At 62.7% G+C, this 24,629-nt stretch carries 26 protein-coding genes; 10 read left to right on the forward strand and 16 right to left on the reverse strand.

Annotated features, from left to right (window positions below):
- Positions 1-26: 26 nt before the first annotated feature.
- Positions 27-1,292: an RsmB/NOP family class I SAM-dependent RNA methyltransferase gene (locus PVW27_RS04395; protein ID WP_274555471.1), complete on the reverse strand. Its 1,266-nt coding sequence runs from the start codon at positions 1,290-1,292 to the stop codon at positions 27-29.
- A gap of 66 nt (positions 1,293-1,358) precedes the next feature.
- Between PVW27_RS04395 and PVW27_RS04400 the strand changes: the two genes are divergently transcribed.
- Entirely contained in the window at positions 1,359-1,550 is a 192-nt protein-coding gene (locus PVW27_RS04400; RefSeq protein WP_274555473.1) for a DUF1674 domain-containing protein, read from the forward strand.
- 18 nt (positions 1,551-1,568) lie between these two features.
- Here the strand turns inward: PVW27_RS04400 and PVW27_RS04405 are convergent, their stop codons facing one another.
- On the reverse strand, positions 1,569-1,946 hold the full coding sequence (locus PVW27_RS04405) for a dihydrodipicolinate reductase (protein WP_274555474.1): 378 nt from the start codon (positions 1,944-1,946) through the stop codon (positions 1,569-1,571).
- Between the two features lie 131 nt (positions 1,947-2,077).
- Complete coding sequence (dapB, locus tag PVW27_RS04410; protein WP_274555475.1) at positions 2,078-2,896, reverse strand: 4-hydroxy-tetrahydrodipicolinate reductase; 819 nt, start codon at positions 2,894-2,896, stop codon at positions 2,078-2,080.
- An 86-nt stretch (positions 2,897-2,982) separates the two neighbouring features.
- On the opposite strand from dapB, the gene rbfA reads away from it, so the two are divergent.
- The 8 genes from rbfA to pnp all read left to right on the forward strand — a co-directional run bounded on the left by rbfA (position 2,983) and on the right by pnp (position 9,956).
- Positions 2,983-3,372 carry a 30S ribosome-binding factor RbfA gene (gene rbfA, locus PVW27_RS04415; RefSeq protein ID WP_274555477.1) on the forward strand — a complete coding sequence of 130 codons (390 nt, stop codon included), beginning with the start codon at positions 2,983-2,985 and terminating at the stop codon, positions 3,370-3,372.
- Entirely contained in the window at positions 3,372-4,118 is a 747-nt protein-coding gene (locus tag PVW27_RS04420) for a phosphodiester glycosidase family protein (RefSeq protein WP_274555479.1), read from the forward strand. The genes rbfA and PVW27_RS04420 overlap by 1 nt, the downstream gene beginning before the upstream one ends.
- 119 nt (positions 4,119-4,237) lie before the next feature.
- Positions 4,238-5,146 carry a tRNA pseudouridine(55) synthase TruB gene (gene truB / locus PVW27_RS04425; RefSeq protein WP_274555480.1) on the forward strand — a complete coding sequence of 303 codons (909 nt, stop codon included), beginning with the start codon at positions 4,238-4,240 and terminating at the stop codon, positions 5,144-5,146.
- A gap of 46 nt (positions 5,147-5,192) precedes the next feature.
- On the forward strand, positions 5,193-5,729 hold the full coding sequence (locus PVW27_RS04430) for a DUF1643 domain-containing protein (protein WP_274555482.1): 537 nt from the start codon (positions 5,193-5,195) through the stop codon (positions 5,727-5,729).
- Between the two features lie 19 nt (positions 5,730-5,748).
- A complete protein-coding gene (locus tag PVW27_RS04435; protein WP_274555484.1) occupies positions 5,749-6,075 on the forward strand; it encodes a DUF5665 domain-containing protein in 327 nt (108 codons plus the stop codon).
- Positions 6,076-6,167: 92 nt separating this feature from the next.
- Positions 6,168-7,196, forward strand: a complete 1,029-nt coding sequence (locus tag PVW27_RS04440) for a calcium-binding protein (protein ID WP_274555486.1) — start codon at positions 6,168-6,170, stop codon at positions 7,194-7,196.
- A gap of 174 nt (positions 7,197-7,370) precedes the next feature.
- Positions 7,371-7,640 carry a 30S ribosomal protein S15 gene (gene rpsO, locus PVW27_RS04445; RefSeq protein WP_274555488.1) on the forward strand — a complete coding sequence of 90 codons (270 nt, stop codon included), beginning with the start codon at positions 7,371-7,373 and terminating at the stop codon, positions 7,638-7,640.
- 174 nt (positions 7,641-7,814) lie between these two features.
- Positions 7,815-9,956 carry a polyribonucleotide nucleotidyltransferase gene (gene pnp, locus PVW27_RS04450; protein ID WP_274555490.1) on the forward strand — a complete coding sequence of 714 codons (2,142 nt, stop codon included), beginning with the start codon at positions 7,815-7,817 and terminating at the stop codon, positions 9,954-9,956.
- 71 nt (positions 9,957-10,027) lie between these two features.
- Here pnp and PVW27_RS04455 read toward each other — a convergent pair whose 3' ends face one another.
- The 4 genes from PVW27_RS04455 to PVW27_RS04470 all read right to left on the reverse strand — a co-directional run bounded on the left by PVW27_RS04455 (position 10,028) and on the right by PVW27_RS04470 (position 13,373).
- Positions 10,028-11,071, reverse strand: a complete 1,044-nt coding sequence (locus PVW27_RS04455; RefSeq protein WP_274555492.1) for a succinylglutamate desuccinylase/aspartoacylase family protein — start codon at positions 11,069-11,071, stop codon at positions 10,028-10,030.
- Between the two features lie 13 nt (positions 11,072-11,084).
- Positions 11,085-11,990, reverse strand: a complete 906-nt coding sequence (gene rimK, locus PVW27_RS04460) for a 30S ribosomal protein S6--L-glutamate ligase (RefSeq protein WP_274555494.1) — start codon at positions 11,988-11,990, stop codon at positions 11,085-11,087.
- A 54-nt stretch (positions 11,991-12,044) separates the two neighbouring features.
- Positions 12,045-12,548 (reverse strand): ATP-dependent zinc protease family protein, encoded by a 504-nt coding sequence (locus tag PVW27_RS04465; protein WP_274555495.1) that lies wholly within the window; start codon positions 12,546-12,548, stop codon positions 12,045-12,047.
- 174 nt (positions 12,549-12,722) lie between these two features.
- Positions 12,723-13,373 (reverse strand): peroxiredoxin, encoded by a 651-nt coding sequence (locus tag PVW27_RS04470; protein WP_274555496.1) that lies wholly within the window; start codon positions 13,371-13,373, stop codon positions 12,723-12,725.
- A gap of 268 nt (positions 13,374-13,641) precedes the next feature.
- Here PVW27_RS04470 and PVW27_RS04475 point away from each other — a divergent pair, with 268 nt between their 5' ends.
- Positions 13,642-15,081: an aldehyde dehydrogenase family protein gene (locus PVW27_RS04475; protein ID WP_274555497.1), complete on the forward strand. Its 1,440-nt coding sequence runs from the start codon at positions 13,642-13,644 to the stop codon at positions 15,079-15,081.
- A gap of 77 nt (positions 15,082-15,158) precedes the next feature.
- Here the strand turns inward: PVW27_RS04475 and PVW27_RS04480 are convergent, their stop codons facing one another.
- The 9 genes from PVW27_RS04480 to urtA form a co-directional block, all read right to left on the reverse strand.
- Positions 15,159-15,341, reverse strand: coding sequence for a Trm112 family protein (locus PVW27_RS04480; RefSeq protein ID WP_274555498.1), 183 nt, complete (start codon positions 15,339-15,341; stop codon positions 15,159-15,161).
- The gene (locus tag PVW27_RS04485) at positions 15,338-15,982 is read right to left on the reverse strand and encodes an LON peptidase substrate-binding domain-containing protein (RefSeq protein ID WP_274555500.1); all 645 of its coding nucleotides are present in this window, start codon (positions 15,980-15,982) and stop codon (positions 15,338-15,340) included. Before PVW27_RS04485 ends, PVW27_RS04480 begins: the two co-directional genes overlap by 4 nt.
- Positions 15,983-16,009: 27 nt before the next feature.
- Positions 16,010-16,915, reverse strand: coding sequence for a thioredoxin family protein (locus tag PVW27_RS04490; RefSeq protein WP_274555502.1), 906 nt, complete (start codon positions 16,913-16,915; stop codon positions 16,010-16,012).
- An 89-nt stretch (positions 16,916-17,004) separates the two neighbouring features.
- The gene (locus PVW27_RS04495) at positions 17,005-17,793 is read right to left on the reverse strand and encodes an exodeoxyribonuclease III (protein WP_274555504.1); all 789 of its coding nucleotides are present in this window, start codon (positions 17,791-17,793) and stop codon (positions 17,005-17,007) included.
- A gap of 84 nt (positions 17,794-17,877) precedes the next feature.
- Positions 17,878-18,573 (reverse strand): urea ABC transporter ATP-binding subunit UrtE, encoded by a 696-nt coding sequence (gene urtE, locus PVW27_RS04500; RefSeq protein WP_274555505.1) that lies wholly within the window; start codon positions 18,571-18,573, stop codon positions 17,878-17,880.
- Position 18,574: 1 nt separating this feature from the next.
- Complete coding sequence (urtD, locus tag PVW27_RS04505; protein WP_274555507.1) at positions 18,575-19,315, reverse strand: urea ABC transporter ATP-binding protein UrtD; 741 nt, start codon at positions 19,313-19,315, stop codon at positions 18,575-18,577.
- Positions 19,312-20,541: an urea ABC transporter permease subunit UrtC gene (gene urtC, locus PVW27_RS04510; protein ID WP_274555509.1), complete on the reverse strand. Its 1,230-nt coding sequence runs from the start codon at positions 20,539-20,541 to the stop codon at positions 19,312-19,314. Before urtC ends, urtD begins: the two co-directional genes overlap by 4 nt.
- 4 nt (positions 20,542-20,545) lie before the next feature.
- Positions 20,546-22,504, reverse strand: a complete 1,959-nt coding sequence (gene urtB / locus PVW27_RS04515) for an urea ABC transporter permease subunit UrtB (protein WP_274555512.1) — start codon at positions 22,502-22,504, stop codon at positions 20,546-20,548.
- A gap of 64 nt (positions 22,505-22,568) precedes the next feature.
- Positions 22,569-23,852, reverse strand: coding sequence for an urea ABC transporter substrate-binding protein (gene urtA / locus PVW27_RS04520; protein ID WP_274555514.1), 1,284 nt, complete (start codon positions 23,850-23,852; stop codon positions 22,569-22,571).
- Between the last annotated feature and the right edge of the window lie 777 nt (positions 23,853-24,629).

The following is a 24,629-nucleotide window of genomic DNA, read 5'->3' on the forward strand; positions in this document are numbered from 1 at the left end:
GGCAGACGCCCCCGGCAAGGCCAGCCTCAGACGCGCAGGCAGGCGATATAGAACCCGTCCATCCCGCCCTGATCCGCCCAAAAATCAGGCCGCAGCCGCAACCCGCCCTCGGGCGTGATCCATGCGGGATCATGCCCCGGCAGATCAAGGGCGGCACGGTCCACCGTCAGGCCCGGGTGCCGTTCCAGCGCCTCGTCCACCTGAACCTCGCCCTCATCGGGAAGCAGAGAACAGGTGCAATAGACCAGCCGCCCCCCCGGTTTCAGCAGGGTCAGCGCGTGATCCAGCATCTGGGCCTGCATCTCGATCAGCGCGCCGAAATCGGACCCGTCCTTGGCATGGGGCAGATCGGGATGCCGCCGGATGGTGCCCGTGGCGGAACAGGGCGCATCCAGCAGGATGGCATCATACTGTCCTTGATGCGTCATCGCATCGCCCACGACCAGCGTCGCCGTCAGCCCTGTGCGCGTCAGATTGGACGCCACCCGCGCCATCCGCGCCTCGGATATATCCAGCGCTGTCACCGCGGCCCCGGCGGCTGCAAGCTGCATCGTCTTGCCACCCGGTGCCGCGCACATGTCCAGCACTCGCTCGCCCGGCCGCACCGCCAGAACCCGCGCCGGGATCGCCGCCGCCGCATCCTGCACCCACCACGCGCCGCTGTCATAGCCCGGCAGCGCCGTCACCTGCCCCGCTGCGGCAAGCCGCACCGATCCTGTCGGCAGCACGACGCCGGCCACCGCCGCCGCCACCTGCTCCGCAGCGCCCTTCGGCGTCAGGTCCAGCGGGGGTGTCGCGAATTGCACCGCCTCCATCGCTGCCACGACCGAAGCGCCATAGCCCTCGACCAACGGATCACGCAGCCAATTCGGCAAGCGCGGCACACGCAGCTTGGCCCAGGCCGCAGGCCCCTCGACCGCGATCTTGCGCAGCACCGCATTGACAAGCCCCTTGAGGGCGCCGGTCCGCTTGTCCTTGCCGACGGTCGCCACCGCCTCGTTCACCACGCCATGCGCGTCGCCGCCCATGCAGATCTCGACCGTGGCCAGACGCAGCATGTTGCGCACGGTCAGGGGGGGAGTCTTCCGCAGATGTTTCTCAAGCAGACGGTCGGCCCGTTCCAGGCCGCGCAATGTGTCCAGCGCCAACCGCTGCGCCCGCGCGCGATCAGCCGGATCAAGCCGGTCCAATGCCCCCGCAGCCAGAAGTTCTGGCATCAGCCGCCCCTCGCCGGTGATCTGGTCCAGCAGGTGATGCGCCACTTGGCGCGCGGAAGTCTGGGAAGCGGCCATGGCAGGGTCCTTGCTTGCGGGCGGTTGCGCCGTATATCAAGGGCTGTGACCAGAAGGAAGACAGCCGTGACAGACGAGACGCCGCACCACGACAAACGCGACCTGCCCCCCGCCGCCCAGCGGGCATTGGCCGAGGCCGAAGAGCGCCGCCTGCGTACTCAGGATTTGGCCCTGCCCAAGGAGTTGGGCGGGCGCAACGGTCCCGAACCCGTGCGCTTTGGTGATTGGGAAAAAAAGGGCATCGCCATCGACTTCTGATGGCGCGAGCCGCCGGGGCTATTGCAGCGCGAAATCCGCGTAATCGCCTTTGCCCGCGTCGGATACGAAGCGCACGGTCTGGCCCTGCACCAGCACGGCCTGACAATTCTGACCCAGATCGCTGCCGCCCCAGTTCAGATCGCGGCAGAACAGCCCGTCCTGCCAGCGCCATGCGCCCGTGACGTCCCATCCCAGACCCCGCCCCGTGATCTCTCCATCCGGCTGCACGGTCAGGCGCACGACAATGGGGCCATAGCCTTTCAACCGCAGGTCCTTGCCTGCGACGGTGGACAGAAACGCATTCTCGTCAGGGATCGGCGTGAACTGCTCGGCCACGGCAGGGGCCATGGCGGGAACAGCCAGCGACAAGCTCAGGATCAGGGCAGCAAGTCTCATCATAACCTCGGCGTGTTTGCGGGGTATTTGCAGATAATACGCCAGAACACCGGATTCGGATCAGTGGGCAGGTCACATCCGCGCGAGGCTCGGCAGCTTCCTGCCGATCCCTGCGGAGTGCGGCTTCCGCTCTACTGTGCGCCCAATCCCAGAACGTCGACCATGTCATATTCACCCGGATGCCGCCCCTGCCCCCAGAGCGCCGCCTTCAGCGCGCCGCGTGCGAACACGGCCCGGTCGGTGGCGATATGGCGCAGAATGATCCGCTCGCCGGGGGCGGCGAACATCACGTCATGGTCGCCCACGATGTCGCCGCCGCGAATGGCGGAAAAGCCGATATGTCCCCGCTCCCGCGCGCCGGTCATCCCCTCGCGCGCGGCATCGCGCACATCCTCCAGCCGCACGCCGCGCCCGATGGCCGCCGCCTCGCCCAGCATCAGCGCCGTGCCCGAGGGCGCATCGACCTTGCGGTTGTGATGCGCCTCGATCACCTCGATGTCGAAATCGGCGTCCAGTGCGGCGGCCACGCGCTTTGTCAGCTGCACCAACAGATTGACGCCCAAGGACATGTTCCCGGCCCGCACGACGACCGCATGGCGCGCGGCGGCCTTGATCGCGGCCAGATCATCCTCGGACAGGCCCGTGGTGCCGATCACATGCACGGCGCGCGCCTGCGCGGCCAATGCCGCAAATTCCACCGTCGCTGCCGGGCTGGTGAAGTCGATCACCGCCTGCGCGCGTGCAAAGGCCTCCAGCGGATCATCCGTCACGGTCACCCCCAGCGCCGCCCCCCCCATGGCGACACCCAGATCCTGCCCGATCCAGTCATGGCCCGCACGTTCCACCGCGCCCACCAGACGCGCCTGATCGCTGTCCGTGATGGTCTGCACCAGCATCCGGCCCATCCGCCCCGATGCGCCCGTCACCACGATTCCCGGCTTGTCCGTCATGCTATCCGCTCCCGCTGTCATCTGCGCCCCTCATATCCAAGCAACGGCGGCTTGGCAAAGCCCGCCGGACAGCTTAGATGGGCGGCATGGCAAAAAGCACATCTTCCACCGGCCCCGGCCAACGTCAGCTGCGCGTCGGCGAATTGATCCGCCGCACCTTGTCCGAGGTGCTGCTGCGTGGCGACATTCACGACCCCGACCTGAACCGCATGTCCATCACCGTGGGCGAGGTGCGGGTGAACCCCGATCTGCGCGTGGCCACGATCTATGTCCTGCCCCTGGGTGGTCAGGGCAAGGACGAGGTTCTCAAGCTGCTCGCCCGCAACAAGGGCGAGATCCGGCGGATCATCGGCAAGAAGCTGACGCTGAAATTCGTGCCGGAACTGCGCTTCCAGCTGGACGAGACCTTCGACCGCATGGATGAAACCCGCCGCCTTTTCGCGCAGGACGAGGTCCGGCGCGACATCGAGGAGTGATGCGCGCCCTTTTGGCGCTCGCCGCCCTGCTGGCCGGGGTTGGCACCGCACCGGCGCAGGCACTGGATTGCCGCGAGGTGACGCATGACGGCATTCTCTATGCAATCTGCGAGGTCGATCCCACCAGCCAGCGGCTGGAGTTGTACCTGAACGACGCCGCCGACCGCCCCTACGGGCATTTCTCGGCCATCGAAGACATGCTGGCCGCGCAGGGGCAAACCCTTGGCTTCGCGATGAACGCCGGCATGTATCACACCGACCGCCGCCCTGTGGGACTCTATATCGAGGACGGCGAAACACTGGCCCCGCTGCAAACCCGCGAGAGTTTCGGCAATTTCGGCCTGCTACCCAATGGTCTGCTCTGCCTGACCGAAACCGGCGCGCGGGTGATCGAGACCCTGCGCTATCAGCGCGAGCAGCCCGCTTGCCGCGCGGCGACGCAATCGGGGCCGATGCTGGTGATTGACGGCGCCTTGCACCCGCGTTTCCTGCCCGACAGCACCTCGCGCTATATCCGCAACGGGGTGGGCACGACAACAGAAGGCGACCGCGCGGTCTTTGCCATCTCGCGCAACCCGGTGACCTTCCATCAGTTCGCCCGTTTCTTCCGCGACGCGCTTGGCCTGCCGCAGGCGCTCTATTTTGACGGCAATATCTCGCGTCTGCACGCACCGCAACTGAACCGCGCGGACTCCGGCTTCCGCATGGGCCCGATCATCGGCCTGCCCGTGCCCAAATCCGAGTGACCCCCGTTCATCTTGCCCCAAATACTCATTTCCCCGCAGACGGACCACGCAACGCCCGCGTTTGACAGACTGCCCCCCTTGGGCTAGGCCCCGCGCTCTGACAACAACGGGACGGAACCATGGGACGCAAGCGCAAGGGTCGTGACATTTCGGGCTGGCTGGTGGTGGACAAACCTGCCGGGCTGACCTCGACCGCCGTGGTCAACAAGGTCCGCTGGGCGCTGGACGCGAACAAGGCGGGCCATGCGGGCACGCTCGACCCCGAAGCGACGGGTGTTCTGGCCGTGGCTTTGGGCGAGGCGACAAAGACCGTCCCCTATATCACCGATGCGCTGAAGGCGTACCGCTTCACGATCCGGTTGGGTCAGGCCACCAATACCGACGATGCCGAGGGCGAGGTGATCGCCACCTCCGACATCCGCCCCGATGACGCCACCATCAAGGAAGCGCTGCATGCGTTCGTAGGCGATGTGATGCAAGTGCCGCCGCGCTTTTCCGCCGTCAAGATCGACGGGGAACGCGCCTATAAGCTGGCCCGCGATGACGCGGAATTCGAGATCGCCGCACGGCCCTTGTGGGTCGAGGAACTGGTAATGACCGACCGCCCCGACACCGATCATGTCGTGCTGGAAATGACCTGCGGCAAGGGCGGCTATGTCCGCTCCATCGCACGCGATCTGGGCGAGAAACTTGGCTGCCGCGCCCATGTCGTCACGCTGCGCCGCCTCTGGTCCGGCCCCTTCGAGGCCGAGGATGGTCTCACGCTGGAGCAAATCGACGCACTGGCCCGCACGCCGGATCTGGATGCGCATGTCCTGCCGCTGGAAACGGGGCTGGCCGATCTGCCCGAACTGCGCTGCACGCCCGAGGGGGCCGCCCGCCTGCGCAACGGCAATCCCGGCATGGTGCTGGCGTCCGACGTCGATTACGGCGACGAGGCCTGGGCCAGCCTTGACGGCCGCGCCATCGCCGTGGGCATCTACAAGGCGGGCGAGCTGCACCCGTCGCGCGTCTTCAACCGGGATTGACGCCAGCCAGCTTGCAAATTCGGGGCATGCAAGGCACAACCGGGGCATGATCACGCGTGATTTCCTCAAGGGTGACGCCCGGTCCACGGCGGTTTACTCGGATTGCGAGCGGTATCGCTATCTGCTGACCCGGGTCTGGAACCCGGACGCCCCGCGCGCGCTGTTCGTGATGCTCAACCCCTCGACCGCGACCGAAGTGCAGAACGACCCCACGGTCGAGCGCTGCGAACGCCGCGCCCGTGCGCTGGGCTTTGGCGGCTTTCGTGTGACCAATATCTTTGCGTGGCGCGACACCGATCCACGCGCCATGCGCGCCGCAACGGATCCCGTGGGGCCCGCCAATGACGCGGCCATCGCGGAAAGCTGTGGCTGGGCCGGGGGCGCGCAGGATCGCATCATCGCCGCGTGGGGCACCCACGGAGCGCATCTGGACCGCGGCCCTGCGGTCGAGCGGCTGTTGCGCGCGCAGGGTCGCCCGCTCCATCATCTGGGGCTGACCAAGGACGGACATCCCAAACATCCGCTCTATATCTCCTATGAACAGCAACCGATCTCATGGTCTGCGGCCTTTGCCCTCGGCTGACCGCGCGAAAGGACAAACCATGCCCGACACGACCCGCCCCCAAACGGAACAACCCCTGCCCAGCGACCAGATCGAGGCGATCCGCTCTCTGGCGCGAGAGTTGGAGCGCCTCAATTCGCACCGTTTCGTGAAGGTGCACAACTCGATGTTCCGTCTTGTGGGGTTCCAGTTCGCGCGGGGGCTGGCCTTCGGGCTTGGGTCGGTTCTGGGCGCTTCGATCCTTGTGTCGGTCGTGGCATGGTGGCTGTCGCAGATCGAATTCCTGCCGATCATCGGGGAATGGGCCTCGAAGCTGGCGCAGGAAATAGAACTGCCCCGCGACGTCGGCCGACCGTCCGAGGATTAACCATATCTCCCGAATGAAATTGACCTGCTGCCCGGGCTTGTGCTGTCTGGCGATGGGGTGGTCTGTTCATCTGTTCGGTAAGGGGTTGGCGCATGTTGGTCTTGACGGGCATCATCGGTCTGATGGTCGCCGGAGCGGCCTTTGTCGGCATAGTTGGCATCGGTGACTCCCCGGAGTCCGAGGAACCATCTGATGACGCGAATCCGGAGTCCTCTCTCTCCGTCAATGGCGGTGGCGCGGCACAGGCCGGGCAGACCGACCTTCTGGCAGAGGCATTTCCAGCGGAACCCCTGTCACAGGGTCCGGTGACAGGGGATGCAGGGGACAACATTCTGGCCGGACAGGACGGGAATGATCTGATCCTTGGCCTGTCCGGGGACGACCAGATCGGCGGTCGCGACGGCGACGATACGCTGGACGGCGGCGATGGTCGGGATGACCTGCACGGGGCCGACGGCGCAGACAGCCTGATCGGCGGAACTGGGCAGGACAGCCTTTACGGCGGCAACGGACATGACGTTCTGGTGGGTGATGCCGGGGATGACCTGCTGTTCGGGCAGAGTGGTGACGATACCCTGCTGGGTGGCGACGGCAATGACAGTCTGCATGGCGGCCCCGGTCAGGACAATCTGTCAGGTGGCGCGGGCGACGACGCCCTGCATGGCGGGTTGGACAACGACACGCTGTCCGGGGGAGCTGGTGCTGATACCCTGTTCGGCGGCGCGGGTGATGACCTGCTGATCGGCGTGCAGGATACGGATCAGCCCCTATCTGACGTGGATTTCCTGAACGGCGGCGATGGGGCGGACACGATCATCGCAGGCAACGGCGACATCGTGACAGCCGGGCGCGGACCCGACCTGTTGACCCTGGGCCACTGGATTACCGATCCGGTGCAACTGGTCGATTTCGATCCCTCGGAAGACAGTCTGATCGTCGTCTATGACGACAGCACAGGGCAGGACCCGGTGATCGACATGCGCCTGGATGAAAGTGACGCGGACCGGATAAGCCTTTATCTGGACGGCGTGCAGATCGCCACATTGGCCGCCTCAGGCGGAGTGGCGCTTGATGAAATAGCGATAATTGGCCAGTCTCAACTGCCCTCACAGACGGCCTGACCTGGCCGCAACAGGCGACAGGGCAACGCTGCTTTCGCTTTTTCCTTTCCTATCCGGGCGTTTTCCCCTATACGCGCGCAATCTTTCGCGGATTCCCCGCGTGGATATCTCCATGGACCCTGCTGGACGACATCCCGGCTTGCGCCCTTCACCTTTCATTCAAAGGAGACCCCGATGTCGATTACTGTCGAAGAAAAAGCACGTGTGATCAAGGAATTCGCCACCAAAGAAGGCGATACGGGTTCGCCCGAAGTTCAGGTTGCAATCCTGACCTCGCGCATCACGACCCTGACCGAACACTTCAAGACTCACAAGAAGGACAACCACGGACGCCGTGGCCTTCTGATGATGGTCGCACAGCGCCGCAAGCTGTTGGATTACCTGAAGGCCAAGGATGAGGCCCGTTACACGGACCTGATCAAGCGCCTGGGCATCCGCCGCTAAGTGACGACACAGAACCGCGCCCCCCAAAAGGGCGCGGTTTTGACATGATCCGATTGCGGTCCCGTCGGGCTTTGCGGGACTGCAGGATGAGACGAAGGAAAAGCCAAGGGGCAATACGGCCCCAGATGAAACGGTCAAAGGGGATGGGCCCCGGCGACCAAGATAGGATACGAGATGTTTAACGTAACGACGAAATCGATGCAGTGGGGCGAAGAGACGCTGACACTGGAAACGGGCAAGGTTGCCCGCCAGGCAGATGGCTCGGTCATCGCCACTTTGGGCGAAACCTCGGTGATGGCCAACGTGACCTTCGCCAAGGAACCCAAACCCGGTCAGGATTTCTTTCCGCTGACCGTGCATTACCAAGAGAAATATTACGCCGCCGGTAAAGTGCCGGGCGGTTTCTTCAAGCGCGAGGCGCGCCCGACCGAGAAAGAGACGCTGACCGCGCGTCTGATCGACCGTCCGATCCGCCCGCTGTTCGTGGAAGGCTTCAAGAACGAAGTTCTGGTCATGTGCACCGTGCTGTCGCATGACCTTGTGAACGACCCCGATGTTGTGGCGATGATCGCCGCCTCTGCCGCCCTGACGATCTCGGGCGCGCCCTTCATGGGCCCGATCGCCGGATGCCGCGTCGGTTTCGTGAACGGTGACTATGTCCTCAACCCCTCGGTTGACGACATGCAGAACCTGCGCACCAACCCCGAGCAGCGTCTGGATCTGGTTGTCGCCGGCACCAAAGACGCCGTGATGATGGTGGAATCCGAAGCCTATGAGCTGACCGAGGCCGAAATGCTGGGCGCCGTCGTCTTCGCGCATCAGCAGATCCAGCCGGTGATCGACCTGATCATTGATCTGGCCGAAACCGCTGCGAAAGAACCCTTCGACTTCCAGCCCGCCGATTACAGCGACATCTATGCCGCCGTGAAAGCCGCAGGCGAAGAGAAGATCCGCGCCGCTTATGCGATCACCGACAAGCAGGCCCGCACCACCGCCGTGGCTGAAGCCAAGGCCGCGATCAAAGCGACCCTGACCGAAGAGCAGCTGGCCGATGCCAACCTTGGCACCGCGCTGAAAAAGCTGGAAGCCAGCGTTCTGCGTGGCGATGTCGTGAAAACCGGCAAGCGGATCGACGGGCGTGACACAACCACCGTGCGCCCGATCGTCTGCGAAACCGGCTTGCTGCCGCGGACGCATGGTTCGGCCCTGTTCACCCGTGGCGAGACCCAAGGTCTGGTCGTGACCACGCTGGGCACCGGCGATGACGAGCAGTTCATCGACGCGCTGCATGGCAACTTCAAATCCAACTTCATGCTGCACTACAACTTCCCCCCCTATTCGGTGGGCGAGGTTGGCCGTGTGGCAGGTCCGGGCCGTCGTGAAATCGGCCACGGCAAGCTGGCATGGCGCGCGCTGCAAGCTGTGTTGCCCGCTTCCACCGATTTCCCTTACACGATCCGCATCGTGTCCGAGATCACGGAATCGAACGGCTCCTCCTCGATGGCTTCTGTCTGCGGCGGCTCTTTGTCGATGATGGATGCGGGCGTTCCGCTGAAAGCGCCGGTTGCCGGTGTCGCCATGGGCCTGATCCTTGAGGATGACGGCTCCTACGCGATCCTGACCGACATTCTGGGTGACGAAGACCACCTGGGCGACATGGACTTCAAGGTGGCTGGCACCGAAAACGGGATCACCAGCCTGCAGATGGACATCAAGGTCGCAGGCATCACGCCGGAAATCATGGAGAAAGCCCTGGCCCAAGCCAAGGACGGCCGTATCCATATCCTGGGCGAGATGAACAAGGCCCTGTCCGGTGCGGCAGACTTCTCGATCCACGCGCCGCGGATTGAGACCATGCAGATCCCGACCGACAAGATCCGTGAAGTGATCGGTTCCGGCGGCAAGGTCATTCGCGAGATCGTGGAAGTGTCGGGTGCCAAGGTCGACATCAACGACGACGGCATCATCAAGATCGCTTCACCCAACGGCGATTCGATCAAGAAAGCCTATGACATGATCTGGTCCATCGTGGCCGAGCCGGAAGAGGGCAAGATCTACAAGGGCACCGTGGTCAAACTGGTCGATTTCGGCGCCTTCGTGAACTTCTTCGGCAAGCGTGACGGTCTGGTCCATGTGTCCCAGATCGAAAACCGCCGCCTGAACCATCCGTCGGATGTGCTCAAGGAAGGTCAGGAAGTCTGGGTCAAGCTGCTGGGCTTCGATGATCGCGGCAAGGTCCGTCTGGCGATGAAGTCGATCAACCAGCAGACCGGCGAAGAAATGACCAAGGAAGAGGCCGAAGCCGCCAGCGAATAAGGCGCTTCCCTTCAAACGGATAAGGCCCCGATGGCAACATCGGGGCCTTTTTTCATCGCGTTTGGCCGCAATCAGATGATCTCGTCCTCATCGAACAGGGGGGCCGCGTCCATCTGTGCGGCGACACCTTCCATCGCCGCTTCCGCGTGCCAGACCTTGGGGGTTTCGGCCACATGGAACAGCGCGTCGCCTTCGTTCACCACGGGCATGTTGCTGCGCCCCACGATGATTCCATTGGATTGGGCCGTAATCTCGACCTCGGCCACGCCGAACGGGTCGGACACTGCACCCAGCATCATGCCCGGTTCCACCAGATCGCCGATGCCGCGATAGGCCCGCAGCAACCCGCCTGCTGGAGCCCGATACCATGAAGACCGCGTGCAGGTCACGGGCCGCGCCCGCAGGCGCGGCACACCCTTGGGGCCGATCATGCCCAGAACCTGCATCACCCGCAGGATACCGGACAGCCCAGACCGAGCGGCCAGCTCGTCAAAGCGCAGCCCCTCGCCCGCCTCATACAGAAGCACATCCACGCCCGCAGTCTCGGCCGCCATCCGCAACGATCCGTCGCGCAATTTGGAATGGAGCATGACAGGTGCGCCAAAAGCCTGCGCCAGATGTTCCAGCCGCGTGTTGCCCGGCGTCAGGCGGATCTGCGGCAGGTTCGACCGCTGCACGGCCGCCGAATGCAGGTCGATCCCGAAATCCGACCGCTTCACGATCTGGCTCAGGAAGATATGGGCCAGCCGCGCGCCGAGCGACCCTTCTGCCGATCCGGGGAAACAACGGTTCAGGTCACGACGGTCAGGCAAATAGCGGGAATGGTTCAGGAACCCAAAGGTGTTGACAATGGGCACCGCCAGCAGCGTGCCCGCCATTCGGTCCAGATTGGGCGCGCGCAGCAGGCGCCGCACGATTTCGACCCCGATCACCTCGTCGCCATGGATCGCGGCGGACACGAACATCACCGGCCCCGGCCTGCGCCCGTTGACCACATGCACCGCCATCGACACCGGCGTGTGATCCGACAACGATGACACCGGCAGGTCAATGGTCCGGCGTGTGCCCGCTGGCACCTGCACCCCGCCCAGTTCGAACATCACGCCGCCCGTCATGCCGATAACCCTGTCACCCTTTGCCCTTGGTCTTGGTCTGCCCGTCCTTGGCGTTCTTCTCGATGAACGCGATGATCATGCCCGCGATATCCTTGCCCGTGGCCTTTTCCACGCCTTCCAGACCGGGGCTGGAATTCACCTCCATCACCACAGGCCCGTGATTCGACCGCAGCATATCCACACCGCAGACGTTCAGCCCCATGGATTTGGCAGCGCGGATGGCCGTGGACCGCTCCTCTGGTGAAATCTTGATCGGTTTCGCTGACCCGCCCCGGTGCAGGTTCGACCGGAACTCGCCTTCGGCTCCCGTCCGCTGCATCGCGGCCACCACCTTGCCGCCCACGACGATGGCGCGGATATCGGTGCCGCCCGCTTCCTTGATGAACTCCTGCACGAGAATGTTGACGCCTGCGCCGCGAAACGCCTCGATCACCGATTTGGCCGAGCGGTCCGTATCCGCCAGAACCACGCCGATGCCCTGCGTGCCTTCCAGCAGTTTGATGACCAAAGGCGCGCCACCGGCCAGCTTCACAACCTCTTCGGTCTGCTTGGGATCATGGGCAAAGGTCGTGACCGGCAAGCCGATCCCGTCCCGCGCCAGCAATTGCATCGAACGCAGCTTGTCACGGCTGCGGCCGATGGCCACGCTTTCGTTCAGGGGATAAACCCCCTGCATCTCGAACTGCCTGAGAACAGCCAGACCGTAAAACGTGACCGAGGCCCCGATCCGCGGGATCACGGCATCATAGCGGGGCAGTTTCTGCCCGTCATAATAGATCTCGGGGCGGCGCGAGGCGATGTTCATGCTGCACCGCAAGGTATTGACGAAATCAAGCTCATGCCCGCGCGCCTCGGCCGCCTCTTTCAGGCGCTGGTGCGAGTAGAGGGCCGGATTGCGCGTCATCATGGCGATCTTCATGGAAAGGTCCTTTACGGAAAACGAATGTCAACGTGGCGGCGTGAACGGCAGCCTTCAGGGCTGACCGGTGCCGCCTTTTGGCAGGGGCATCCCCGCCAGATTGGATTTTCCGGCATCCACCAGCAGACCGCGCTTGCGGATGGCCGTGCGGCCAAGAATGATCGGCATGGCCATGGCGGACCGGTCCGCCAGCGATACCTCGATCCGCCAGCGCCGCCCGCCAAGGATCAACAAAGTCTCGATCACCAGACGATCCTCGCCTTGGCCCGAGGTGTTCTTGATCTCGCGGCGATCCACCAGCGGCGCTTCGCAATCGCGCGCGGTCAGGCCGCTGGCATGGGGGATGTGGAAACGCACCCACTCGGCCCCGTCCCGCTGAAATCGCACCGCCTTGGTGGCATGAAGCGCCGAAGTGCGCGCGCCAGTGTCGATCTTGGCCTGCATCAGGTCGATGCCCAGTTCGGGAAGCGCGATCCTCTCGCGCCAGCCGATCAGCATCGGCGGCAGCTTCACCTTGCCGGACTTGGTCTTGCCCATGGCGTCTGTATTCTCCGGCATGTCGTGATCCCGTGATGTGCCAAGGCCGAGTCTATCAGTCCGACGTCGCCCGCGCATCCCCCGGCGCGCCGCGTAATCCGGCCAGTGCTGGTTGTCCATGACTGCGATGACATATCCATGAAAAAACCCCGCGGAAACTGTCCGCAGGGTCATGAGGGCGTGATGATGTCACTGTTACTTCAAGCTGGTGGTGCGCAGATAGGGCAGCTTCACGTCGATCTCGCCAAAGCGGGCGCGGGCTTGCTCGTCGGTCAGGCTCAGCGCCACGATCACGTCCTGACCGGGCACCCAGTTCGCAGGCAGGGCGATCGGCACGCCAAAGCTGGCCTGCAACGCATCCAAGGCACGCAGCACCTCGGCAAAGTTGCGACCCACCGACATGGGATAGGTCATGATCAGTTGGACCTTCTTGTCGGGGCTGATGATAAACACCGAGCGCACGCTGGCCGAATCCGCCGCCGTCCGCCCATCGGGCAGATAGGCATCAGCCGGCAGCATATCGAAGGCCTTGGACACGGCCAGATCCTTGTCTGCGATGATCGGGAAACCCGCCTTCGCCCCCGAAAAGCCCTCGATATCGGCTTTCCATTTCACATGTTCGGCCACGCCGTCCACGGACAGTCCGATCACCTTGGTGCCGCGCTTGGCCCATTCATCGGCCAGTTGCGCCACAGCACCGAATTCGGTGGTGCAGACAGGGGTGAAATCCTTGGGATGGCTGAACAGAATGGCCCAGCTATCACCGATCCATTCGTGAAAGGTGATCGTGCCCTGATCCGTTTCGGCGGTGAAGTTCGGTACAATCTCGTTGATGCGCAGGCCCATGGTCGGTTCCCTTTTGTTGCAAGCTGTGAGTTTGGATCATGGCTACGCCTACATGACGGCGAGCGAATCCGCGAATCTCTTTCCTGCGAGAATAGGCAACAACGAGCCGATCATCTTCTTGTGAATAATTTGATCAAATTATCTGACATCCCGTCAGTGGCCCTTGCAGCCCCGACCAAGCACTGACAGATTGCGCGGGACGACATGACTGGGACAGGACCGCGCCGGCATGCGGCACCGTCCCGCGCACGCAATTGGAGGATCAAGGATGATCGAGAAACGTCAGTTCTATATCAATGGCGCATGGGTAGACCCGATCGAAGGGCGCGACCACCATGTGATCGACCCCTCGACCGAAGAGGCTTGCGCCGTCATCTCGCTGGGTGGCAAGGCCGATACCGATGCCGCCGTCGCCGCAGCCAAAGCCGCCTTCCCTGCATGGATGAACACGCCGGTCGAGGATCGCATCGCGCTGGTCGAAAAGATGCTCGAGGTCTACAAATCCCGGACCGAAGATCTGGCCCAGGCCATGACCGCCGAAATGGGTGCGCCCATCGACATGTCCCGCGCCTCGCAGGTGGGGGCTGGCACATGGCACACCACCAACTTCATCAAGGCGGCCAAGAATTTCAAATTCATCCGTCCGCTGGGCGATCACGCGCCGAATGACCGCATCGTCTATGAACCGATTGGTGTCTGCGCCCTGATCACGCCGTGGAACTGGCCGATGAATCAGGTCACCCTCAAGGTTGTGGCCGCCGCCATCGCGGGCTGCACCATGGTGCTGAAACCCTCGGAAGAAAGCCCCCTGAACGCCATCGTCTTTGCCGAGATCATGCACGAGGCAGGGTTTCCCAAGGGCGTGTTCAACCTTGTGAACGGCGATGGTGTGGGTGTGGGTAGCCAGCTGTCCAGCCACAAGGACGTGGATATGGTCAGCTTCACAGGCTCCACCCGCGCCGGTATCGCCATTTCCAAGGCGGCGGCGGATACGCTCAAGCGTGTGCATCTAGAACTGGGCGGCAAGGGTGCGAACATCATCTTCGCCGATGCCGATGACAAGGCCGTCAAGCGCGGCGTGCTGCACATGATGAACAACTCGGGCCAGTCCTGCAATGCACCCAGCCGGATGCTGGTGCAGAAGGGCGTCTATGAGAAAGCCGTCGAAACCGCTGCCGAGGTGGCCAATTCCGTCACCGTGGGTAACGCGCACGACTCCGGTCGCCACATCGGCCCGGTCGTGAACGAAGCGCAGTTCAACAAGATCCAGGGCCTGATCCAGAAAGGGATCGACGAAGGCGCGCGACTGGTCGCCGGCGGCACAGGCCGCCCCGAAGGCTTCAACCGCGGGTTCTTCGTCAAGCCGACGGTCTTTGCCGATGTCACCAACGAGATGACCATCGCGCGCGAGGAAATCTTTGGCCCCGTGCTGTCGATCATTCCCTTCGAGACCGAGGAAGAAGCGATCCGCATCGCCAATGACACGGTTTATGGCCTGACCAACTACATCCAGACGCAGGATGGCACAAAGTCCAACCGCGTGGCGCTGCAACTGCGCTCGGGCATGGTCGAGATCAATGGCCAGTCCCGCGGTGCAGGCGCGCCCTTCGGCGGCATGAAGCAGTCCGGCAACGGGCGCGAAGGTGGCGTCTGGGGGATCGAGGATTTCCTTGAGGTCAAATCCGTCGCAGGCTGGGCGGCTGAATAAACCACTGGCAACGCAATGAAAAACCGCCGTCCGGGATGCCGGGCGGCGGTTTCTTCATGTACGGGTCGAAGACCGCGTCAATCCAGTGCGCGGGCCTCATCCAACAGCATCACGGGGATACCGTTGCGGATCGGATAGGCCAGACGCGCGGGCTTGCTGATCAATTCCTGCGCCTCGGCATCATAATCCAGCCGCGCGCCGGTGCGTGGGCAGACCAGCGCCTCCAGCATGCGACGGTCAAACAGCGGGCCGTCCGTCATTGCATGATCTCCTCGCCATCCCCGCCACGCAGGGAATATTCGATCAAGGTCACCAGCGTCTCGCGCCGTGTCGACAGGCAGGGCGCCTCCAGCAGGGCCTGCTTGTCCTCGGGATCGAAATCCAGCAGCATCGACAGCGAATTGATCAGCAACTCGTCATCCGCCTCCTGCAATCCTTCCCAATCGGTTTGCAACTCGCGCGCGGTGAAATAGCGCGACAACAGGTTCATGAACGACTCACGATCAAACCCGGTATCGGTCTCGTCCCGGCCTAAATCACGTTCAAACCCCGTCCAAGACACTTCACAGCGGCGATAGGGCGTGAACCCGTTCACCTCGCGCAGCACGCGAAAGCGCGACATGCCCGACAAGGTGATCAGATAGCGCCCGTCCTCGGTCTCGGAAAACTGCGTCACGCGACCGGCACAGCCGATCTGATGCAGGCCGTGCCCGTCACGTCCCGGCACCTTGTTCGGTTGCACCATCCCGATCAAACGCTCGGGGGTTTTCAGCGCGTCTTCCAGCATGGCCAGATAGCGCGGCTCGAAAATATGAAGGGGCAGCCGCGACCGGGGCAGCAGCAATGCCCCGGGCAGCGGGAACACCGCGATCACTTCCGGCATGTCAAATTTTTTGCCCATGACTCGTGACCTAGACCGGAATGCCCATCAGGCAAATATCATCGAAGATAGTTTGCGCCGCCCGTTCAGAACGACGGGATCGTTCGGCTTCAATGCCTCGAAGATCGTGAAGAGTTGTTGCTTGGCGGCACCCTCGTTCCACTCACGGTCACGGCGGAACAGTTCAAGCAGGGCATCCACAGCCTCGTCCATCCGGTTATTGGCCTGCAGGGCCAAAGCCAGATCAAAACGCGCCTGAAGATTCGCAGGGTCCGCCTCGACCGCGGCCATCAGTTCGGTCACGGGACCGGCCCCTGCCGCCTGCCGCGCCAGTTCAAGCTGCGCATGGGCCGCTTCCAGCGGCACGGATGTGGCGATCTCGGCAGGGGCACCGTTCAGCACCGCCTCGGCCTCGTCCAGATCACCCTTGGCGATATGGCACCGCACCAGCCCGGCATAGGCCGCGACATTGACGGGATCTTCTTCCAGAATGGCGGCAAAAGTCTGCGCGGCATCATCCACCGCCCCCTCGGTCAGCATCGTCTCGGCGGCCTCGATCGCCTCGGCCAGACCGCCGTCGCCCGCCAGTTCGGTCAGACGCTTGACGAAAGCCTGCACCTCGGACGCGGGCACCGCGCCTTGAAACGCATCTACCGGCTGGCCCTGCCAGAAGGCATAGACCGTCGGAATGGATTGCACCCGCAATTGCCCCGCAATGCGTTGGTTCTGGTCCACATTGACCTTGACCATCTTCACGGCACCCTTGGCACCTTCAACGGCCGCCTCAAGCTGCGGGCCTAGTGTTTTGCATGGCCCGCACCACGGTGCCCAGAAATCGACGACGACCGGCACGGTCATCGAGGCGTCAACCACCTCGGCCATGAACTCGGCCTCGGACACATCCATGATCACAGCCTTGGTCGCGGCGGGCTGCTTTTGTCCCAGTTCCAGCATCGTCTTCACATCCTTGTCTGCAAGTAAGCGTCGCGCGGACTCATCGGTCCGCCTGTCATCCCACTATATGGGGTGACATATTCGTGAAATCAAAGGTCAAAGGTGGCAAAGACCGGCGCGTGATCGCTGGGCTGCTCCCATCCGCGTGCTGCGCGCAAGATGCGGCTGGAATGGCCAGCCTGCGCGATGTCCTTGGTCGCCCAGACATGATCCAGACGGCGGCCCTTGTCGGCGGCGTCCCAATCCGCGGCGCGATAAGACCACCAGCTATACAAAAGCCCCTCGGGAATATCGGCGCGGGTCACATCGACCCAGTGGCCCGACTCCTGCACCTGCGCCAGATGATCCACCTCGATGGGCGTGTGGCTGACGATCTTCAACAACTGCTTGTGGCTCCAGACATCATCCTCGCGCGGGGCGATGTTCAGATCGCCCACAAGGATGGCGCGTTCGGGCCGGTCGCCGTGGAACCAGTCCCGCATCTCGGTCAGGTAATCCAGCTTCTGACCGAACTTCTCGTTCACCATCCGGTCCGGCACGTCGCCGCCCGCAGGCACATAGCAGTTGTGAATCACCACGCCGTTGGGCAACCGCGCCGCCACATGCCGTGCGTGGCCGAGGCTGGCAAAATCCATCTCGCCCATATCCTCCAGCGGCAGCTTGGACAGGATCGCTACCCCGTTATAGCCCTTCTGCCCCCGCGCCACGATGTGATGATAGCCCAGCGCCTGAAAGCCTTCGAGCGGGATCTTGTCCACGGGGCTCTTGCACTCCTGCAGACACAAGACATCCGGCGATTCCTCGGTTAGCAACTTGCACACCAACCCCTCGCGCAGCCGGACTGAGTTGATGTTCCACGTGGCAAGGGTAAAGGACATGCGCAAGCTCCGTTCCGATGGTTCGGCCAGAGGGGTAGCACATGGGTTCCCCGAACGGGAGGGGGTCATGGCCCTGAATCGGCCTCAGATCGACACCCGCGACAAGAGCGTGGCCGGATCAACCTCGGCCTTGGGATCGCGCAAGACCACAGAGCCGCGATTCAGCGCGACGAACTCATCGGCAAGGTTGTAGGCAAAGTCGAAATACTGCTCGACAAGCACAATGGCGATTTCACCCTCTGCCCGCAGGGTTTCGATCACGCGGCCGATCTGCTTGATGATATTGGGCTGAATCCCTTCCGTCGGCTCGTCCAGCAGCAGCACGCGCGGCTTGGTGATCAGCGCCCGCGCGATGGCAAGCTGCTGTTGCTGCCCGCCTGACAGGTCCCCGCCACGGCGGTCCTTCATCTCGGCCAGCACGGGGAACAGATCGTAGATCCGGGGCGGGATCACCTTGTCGGCCTTAGGCAGGCAGGCGAAGCCCGTCGTCAAGTTCTCGGTCACGCTCAGCAGCGGAAACACCTCGCGTCCTTGCGGGACATAGGCGATGCCCGCGCGGGCCGCCTGAAACGCGCTTGGATGATCCAGCACCTTGCCATCCAGCGTGATTGTGCCCCCGGAATAGGGATGTCGCCCCGCGATGGCCTTCAGAAGACTGGTCTTGCCCACGCCATTGGTGCCCATCACCGCTGTCACCTGCCCCGGCTTGGCAGTCATGGAAATCCCGTTCAGGATCTGGCTTTGCCCGTATTTCAGGGTCAGATCGGCAATCTCCAGCATGTTATCGCCCCAGATAGACGTCGATGACGTCTTGGTTTTTCGTCACATGGTCCAGACTGCCCTCGGCCAGCACAGACCCTTCGTGCAGCACCGTCACCTTGCAGTTAAGCCGCCGCACGAATTCCATGTCATGCTCCACCACCACCACTGCGCGTGTCTGCGCCGCCCGCACCAGAAGCGCGGTCGTATGCTCGCGCTCGGCAGGTGTCATACCAGCGGCGGGTTCATCCACCAGCAGCAGTTGCGGGTCCTGCGCCAGCAGCATCCCGATCTCCAGCCATTGCTTCTGCCCGTGGCTCAACTCTCCGGCGCGGCGCGGCAGGTCGTCGGTCAATCCGATCTCCTCGGCGATCTCGTCAATGCGCGCGGCCGTCGCCCGGCTTTTGCGATAGAAGAGCACATCAAACGGCCCGCGCGGGTTCTTCAGCGCCATGGCAAGGTTCTCGCGCACTGTCTGCGCCTCGAATACGGTGGGTTTCTGGAACTTCCGCCCGATCCCTTGCCGCGCGATCTCGCTTTCCGACATATCCAGCAAGGACAGGCTGCGCGGCCCCCAGATCACCCTGCCCTGATCAGGCTTTGTCTTGCCGGTGATGATGTCCATGAAGGTGGTCTTGCCCGCACCATTCGGCCCGATCACCGCGCGCAATTCGGCCTGCGCGATGCTGATCGACAGGTTGTTGATGGCGCGGAACCCGTCGAAGGTGACGCTGACGCCGGACACTTCCAGAAGCGTGCTCATGGCTCGCCCTCCTCCTTGCGCCACGCACCCTTGTCGGGGCCGTAGTCTCCCTGACGATCCGCCACGGGTTTCAGCACGATCAGGTCGAACAACCCGCCAATCCCCTTGGGAAAGAACAGCGTGACCGCCACGAACGACACACCCAGCAGCACCAGCCACCAGTCTGTCCAGTTGATCTTATAGAAACCAAGGTTGATCGCAGGCGCCGATCCCCCCGTGAACCACGAGGACAGCAGCGACACGAAGGCCGCCCCGATCACAGCGCCATACAAACGCCCGCGCCCGCCAATCGCCACCCAGACCGCCAGATAGATCGAGGCGATGGGCGCAATCTCGGCCGGGTTGATGATCCCCGCCTGCGGATAATAGAGCGCCCCGGCAATGCCCGCGACAATGGCCGTCAGCGTGAAGACGAACAGCTTGTAGCTTTCCACGTGATAGCCAAGGAACCGCACGCGGGATTCATTGTCGCGAATGGCACGGATCACGCTGCCCATCTTCCCCGACACAACCCAAGCGAACAGGACATAACCCAGCCCCAGTGCCACGGCCGAGGCCCAGAAGAACGCGATGGAAATCACCGATTGCGGCACCGCATCCAGCCCGGGCAGGTTCTGCAACCCAGACAGCCCGTTATTTCCACGCAGGCCGCTGTCGTTCTGAAACAGATAAAGCGACAGCGCCAGCGTCATCGCCTGTGTCAGGATCGACAGGTATACTCCCGTCACCCTGCTGCGGAACGCCAGCCAGCCGAACACCAGCGCCAAGAGGCCGGGCACCAGCACCACCATCAGGAGTTGCAGCGCCAGTGAATGTGAAAACGCCCAGAGCAACGGGAATTCGGACGAGCCCACGACCCCGAAAATCTGCGTCGCGATAGCATCCACCACCTCTTTATCGGTGGGCGGCAATGGCGCATTGGCCAGCGATTCCACAACGATCAATTCGGTCCGCGCATACATCAGCCACATGCCGATGGCATAACCGCCCAGCCCGAAAAACGCGAAATGCCCAAGGCTGAGGATGCCGCAATAGCCCCAGACGACATCCATCGCGATGGCGATCAGACACAGGCACAGCGTCTTGCCCAGTGTCTTGACGAAGGAGGTTGAAATGAGGCCAACCCCCGTCACCTCGGACAACACGGTCACCACAATCGTAAACACCGACAGCGCCAGCAGGAACCACAGAACCGACGGGTTGCGGGCAATGAAAGAGCGGTTCATAAGATCAATCCCCCGCCGCACGGCCTTTGAGGGCGATGATCCCCTTGGGCCGGAATTGGATGAACAGGATGATGAACAGGATCATATAAGTCTGCGCCGCCAGAGTGTTGCTTGGGTTGAAGAACTCGATCCCCTTTTGCAGAAAGCCGATCAGCGTGGCGCCCGCCAGCGTGCCCCAGACATTGCCGACACCGCCCACGACCACTGTCATGAAGCTTTGCACGATGTATTCCGTGCCCATCTCGGACGTGACCTTGGCATAAAGCCCGATGGCGACACCTGCGATCCCCGCAATGCCTGATCCCAGACCGAAGGTCAGCATGTTGATCCGGTCCGGGTTGATCCCCATGGACGCCGCCATGCCGGGGTTCTGCGTCACCGCGCGCACCTCCAGACCCAGACGGGTTCGTTTGAGGATATAGATCAGTAGCCCCAGAAACAGGAGCGCCAGCACGAAGATCGCCACGCGGATCATGCTGATCGACACCACCTCGTTGAAGGTCAGCGTCCCGCTCAACCAGTCGGGCGAGGTCAGGGGCCGCGCCTGTGTGCCGAAGATGTTCTTGGCCAACTGCTGCAAGGCAATCGAAATTCCGAAGGTCGCCAGCAATGTCTCCAACGGGCGATGATAGAGCCAGCGGATCACCAGACGCTCCATCGCCACGCCCGCGCCAAAGGTTACGGCAAAGGCCAAGGGCAACGCCACGATCAGCGACAGAGTATAATCGGGGATGAACAGTTGCACGACATAGCCGGTATAGGCCCCCATCATGATGAACTCGCCATGCGCCATGTTGATCACGCCCATTACGCCGAAAGTGATAGCCAGACCGATGGCGGCCAGAAAATAGATCGAGGCGAGCGACAAGGCGTCCAGCGTCAGATCGGCGGTCTGGTTCAGCCCGACATTGAACAGGATCGCTTCCAGCGTCTCCTCGGCAGCAGCAGTGATGGCGGGGTCCGACTCGGCGTAGATCAGAACGAACTGATGCGCGGTCAGGGCGGCGGCCTGATCCTCCAGCGTCACCAAGGGAGGCACCGCCCCGGTCGCGGCCAAGGCTTCATAGGCCGCCTCTCGTGCCGCATCCGTGGTCAGCGTGGACACGGGGATACCAGCGACCTGCCCGTCCGCGATGGCGGCAATCAGCGCGTCCCGGATCGTGGCGACGCCCGTCAAGGGCGGGGAGAGATCCGCCTCGACCAGCCGCGCATAGGCTTCTGCCTCGGATAGGGCCTTCGACCCCGGCTCCAGCACGGCGGCGATGTTGCGATCCGTCGGCAACGTGGTGAAAACCGCAGGCGAGGTCGTGAGGATCAGGTTCAGCACCGCCCGCGCATCGACGCCCAGATCGCCCTTCAAGCTCTCGATCGCCGCGATCCGCTCGTCCGCTGTCGCAGCGAACCGGGCCGACAAAAGCCGCTCCAGCCGGATCTTGCGCGCCTGTAGCGCAGGATCAGGCTCTTCGTCGATGGACAGGCGCAAGGGTTCCAACTGATCCTCTGCCGGGCTGCGCGCAATGGCATCCAAAGCCGCCAGCCGTTTGACAGGGTCATCATCCAGCAACTGAAAGGCCACCAGCGCCGACCCGATGGCCCGGCGCACCCCCGCATTGGGGCGCAACTCGGTCAGATCGGTGCCATCGGCCCGGCCCAGATCGGCGCCGGTGTCCACATCCGTCAGGGCAAATCCACCCTCGGCCTGCGTGGCAAAATAGAATAGCCCGTCACTGGCCCGCAGATAGACAGCGCGATCACGCCACCGTTCCAAGAACAGAGGCACCGAGGGCAGATCAGCTTCCAGCAGCGCGGCAAGCAGCCCGTCCACGGTGCTGCGCGACGGGTTCGAGACGGCGTCGGCATTGGCCTGCAACAGGGCCTGAAGCGGCGCGCCACCATCCTGCGCGCGCGCGGCAGACAGCGCCAGACACAGCGTCAGGGCGCAACAGATCAGACGGAAGATCATGGGAATTCCTTGACCGCTGGACAGGCAGAGAGGAGCGCGGCCACCCGCGCCCCTCGGTTCTGGATCAATAGTTCGAGGTGAGCTGAACGCAGGTCTTGGTCACGGTGTTGTACATCCCGCAGCCCAGATCCTTCCAGTCGCTGGTCAGAACCGCCGAATCCGGCAGGTAATCGGTCCAGGCATCGCCATCGACTTCCGGCGTCTGGCTGATGATGTCGAATTGCCCATCGGCGCGGATCTCGCCGATCAGCACGGGCTTGGCCAGATGATGGTTCGGCAGCATCACGGCGGTGCCGCCGGTCAGGTTCGGGAACTCCTGCCCATACATTGCCGTCCGCACGGCATCCACATCGGTGGTGCCGGCAGCGGTCGCCGCATTCACCCACATGTTGAAGCCGATGTAATGCGCTTCCATCGGGTCGTTGGTCACGCGGTTCTCACCGGCAAAAGCCTTCCACGCAGTGATGAATTCATTGTTGGCGGGGGTATCCGCCGACATGAAATAGTTCCACGCTGCCAGATGCCCGACCAGTTCGGAGGTATCCAGACCCGACAATTCCTCTTCACCGACCGAGAAGGCGACGACGGGGATATCTTCGGCCGACACGCCAGCCGCAGCCAGTTCCTTGTAAAAGCCGATATTGGCGTCACCATTGATGGTCGAGATCACGCCCACCTGTTTGCCATCCGCACCCAGCGCCACGACATCGGCCACGATCGTCGCCCAGTCGGAATGACCAAAGGGAGTGTAGTTGACAAAGATATCCTCTTTCGCGATCCCCTTGGAAATCAGATAGCTTTCCAGAATATTGTTCGTGGTGCGCGGATAGACATAGTCGGTCCCCAGCAGCGCGAATTTCTCGACGCCCAACTCCTCAAGGAAATAGTCCGTCGCAGGGATAGCCTGCTGGTTCGGCGCGGCACCGGTGTAGAACACGTTCCGCGACGATTCCTCGCCCTCGTACTGCACCGGATAGAACAGTAGCCCGTTCAACTCCTCGATCACCGGCAGCACGGATTTCCGGCTGACGCTGGTCCAGTTGCCGAAGATCACATCGACCTCGTTGATGGTCAGCAACTCGCGCGCCTTCTCTGCAAAAAGCGGCCAGTCCGAAGCCGGATCGACCACCACCGCCTCAAGCTGGCAGCCCAGCAATCCGCCCTTGGCGTTTTGCTGTTCGACCAGCATCAGCATGACGTCTTTCAACGTGGTCTCGGAAATGGCCATGCTGCCGGAAAGAGAATGCAGCACGCCGACCTTGATCGGGCAGTCCTGCGCGGAAGCAGCCCCGGCACCGGCCAGTAGGGCCGCCACAGCAAGGCTGGTGAATTTCGTCACATGTGTCATTGAATTATGTCCCCAGTCATATATCTGCGGGGAGGGTCCGGGCCAGTGCCATGCAAACCCTTGCATGCACCGGGTCATCAGATCCGCCCGCAACAGTCATGTTGCTGTCGCGCAGGGGGAGTATCTGCCAAGATCGGCCCTCTGCGCGGCGTCTGCGGACTGTCCGCATGACAGCCGCCACCCGGATATGAGGACGGACACCCGGATTGGCGCAATTCTCTCTTTTGCAACTGCGGCATTTTTCTCTGCGCCTGCAAAAGAAATGCCCTAAAAAAGGCAATTGCTCTTTTTTGCGCCGATTCTTGCCCAGATCGCGTCTGAAGAACGGGCAACCTTTGGCTTCACGGCTTTCTTCACAACGCGGTGTTTCGGGAATCGGTCGACAGCGCACTGTCCGGCGCGGCGGTCACAATGCGCGCGACGTCGGACGCCCGGCCAAGGGCAAGCCCGCCCCACCATCGCACGAGGACTGCGGATCAAAAGGGGCGGCAGGGGGTAAATCACCCCATCGGTTTGTTTGCAGATTTACCGAATTGGCCACTGATCGGGAACGTATCGTTGCGATTTTTAACACAATATTGCAATCTTTCCGCTGATCAACAGGCTGAAAGCCTTTTGGCATTTCAGGCCAGAACGGCAGGCAATCCATCCTCAAGGCCAAAAAAAAACCCCGGCGCTAAGCCGGGGCAGTCCAACAGGGAGGTGCATATGATGACCCGCATATGCGACGGGATCTCGTAATCTTGACCTTAATTCTGTTTTCAGAATACCACTTTG

The sequence above is a fragment of the Seohaeicola sp. 4SK31 genome, assembly GCF_028802875.1.
In the GTDB taxonomy this organism is placed as follows: domain Bacteria; phylum Pseudomonadota; class Alphaproteobacteria; order Rhodobacterales; family Rhodobacteraceae; genus Seohaeicola.

Coding starts and splice junctions, on each gene's coding strand:
- truB (WP_274555480.1), top strand. CDS start 4,238: ATGGGACGCAAGCGCAAGGGTCGTGACATTTCGGGCTGGCTGGTGGTG.
- PVW27_RS04455 (WP_274555492.1), bottom strand. CDS start 11,071: ATGACGGGCGGCGTGATGTTCGAACTGGGCGGGGTGCAGGTGCCAGCG.
- PVW27_RS04395 (WP_274555471.1), bottom strand. CDS start 1,292: ATGGCCGCTTCCCAGACTTCCGCGCGCCAAGTGGCGCATCACCTGCTG.
- pnp (WP_274555490.1), top strand. CDS start 7,815: ATGTTTAACGTAACGACGAAATCGATGCAGTGGGGCGAAGAGACGCTG.
- urtB (WP_274555512.1), bottom strand. CDS start 22,504: ATGATCTTCCGTCTGATCTGTTGCGCCCTGACGCTGTGTCTGGCGCTG.
- PVW27_RS04420 (WP_274555479.1), top strand. CDS start 3,372: ATGCGCGCCCTTTTGGCGCTCGCCGCCCTGCTGGCCGGGGTTGGCACC.
- rbfA (WP_274555477.1), top strand. CDS start 2,983: ATGGCAAAAAGCACATCTTCCACCGGCCCCGGCCAACGTCAGCTGCGC.
- PVW27_RS04470 (WP_274555496.1), bottom strand. CDS start 13,373: ATGGGCCTGCGCATCAACGAGATTGTACCGAACTTCACCGCCGAAACG.
- PVW27_RS04435 (WP_274555484.1), top strand. CDS start 5,749: ATGCCCGACACGACCCGCCCCCAAACGGAACAACCCCTGCCCAGCGAC.
- PVW27_RS04495 (WP_274555504.1), bottom strand. CDS start 17,793: ATGTCCTTTACCCTTGCCACGTGGAACATCAACTCAGTCCGGCTGCGC.
- PVW27_RS04480 (WP_274555498.1), bottom strand. CDS start 15,341: ATGACGGACGGCCCGCTGTTTGACCGTCGCATGCTGGAGGCGCTGGTC.
- PVW27_RS04430 (WP_274555482.1), top strand. CDS start 5,193: ATGATCACGCGTGATTTCCTCAAGGGTGACGCCCGGTCCACGGCGGTT.
- urtE (WP_274555505.1), bottom strand. CDS start 18,573: ATGCTGGAGATTGCCGATCTGACCCTGAAATACGGGCAAAGCCAGATC.
- rpsO (WP_274555488.1), top strand. CDS start 7,371: ATGTCGATTACTGTCGAAGAAAAAGCACGTGTGATCAAGGAATTCGCC.
- urtD (WP_274555507.1), bottom strand. CDS start 19,315: ATGAGCACGCTTCTGGAAGTGTCCGGCGTCAGCGTCACCTTCGACGGG.
- PVW27_RS04465 (WP_274555495.1), bottom strand. CDS start 12,548: ATGCCGGAGAATACAGACGCCATGGGCAAGACCAAGTCCGGCAAGGTG.
- urtC (WP_274555509.1), bottom strand. CDS start 20,541: ATGAACCGCTCTTTCATTGCCCGCAACCCGTCGGTTCTGTGGTTCCTG.
- PVW27_RS04475 (WP_274555497.1), top strand. CDS start 13,642: ATGATCGAGAAACGTCAGTTCTATATCAATGGCGCATGGGTAGACCCG.
- PVW27_RS04490 (WP_274555502.1), bottom strand. CDS start 16,915: ATGCTGGAACTGGGACAAAAGCAGCCCGCCGCGACCAAGGCTGTGATC.
- PVW27_RS04485 (WP_274555500.1), bottom strand. CDS start 15,982: ATGGGCAAAAAATTTGACATGCCGGAAGTGATCGCGGTGTTCCCGCTG.
- PVW27_RS04405 (WP_274555474.1), bottom strand. CDS start 1,946: ATGAGACTTGCTGCCCTGATCCTGAGCTTGTCGCTGGCTGTTCCCGCC.
- urtA (WP_274555514.1), bottom strand. CDS start 23,852: ATGACACATGTGACGAAATTCACCAGCCTTGCTGTGGCGGCCCTACTG.
- PVW27_RS04440 (WP_274555486.1), top strand. CDS start 6,168: ATGTTGGTCTTGACGGGCATCATCGGTCTGATGGTCGCCGGAGCGGCC.
- rimK (WP_274555494.1), bottom strand. CDS start 11,990: ATGAAGATCGCCATGATGACGCGCAATCCGGCCCTCTACTCGCACCAG.
- dapB (WP_274555475.1), bottom strand. CDS start 2,896: ATGACGGACAAGCCGGGAATCGTGGTGACGGGCGCATCGGGGCGGATG.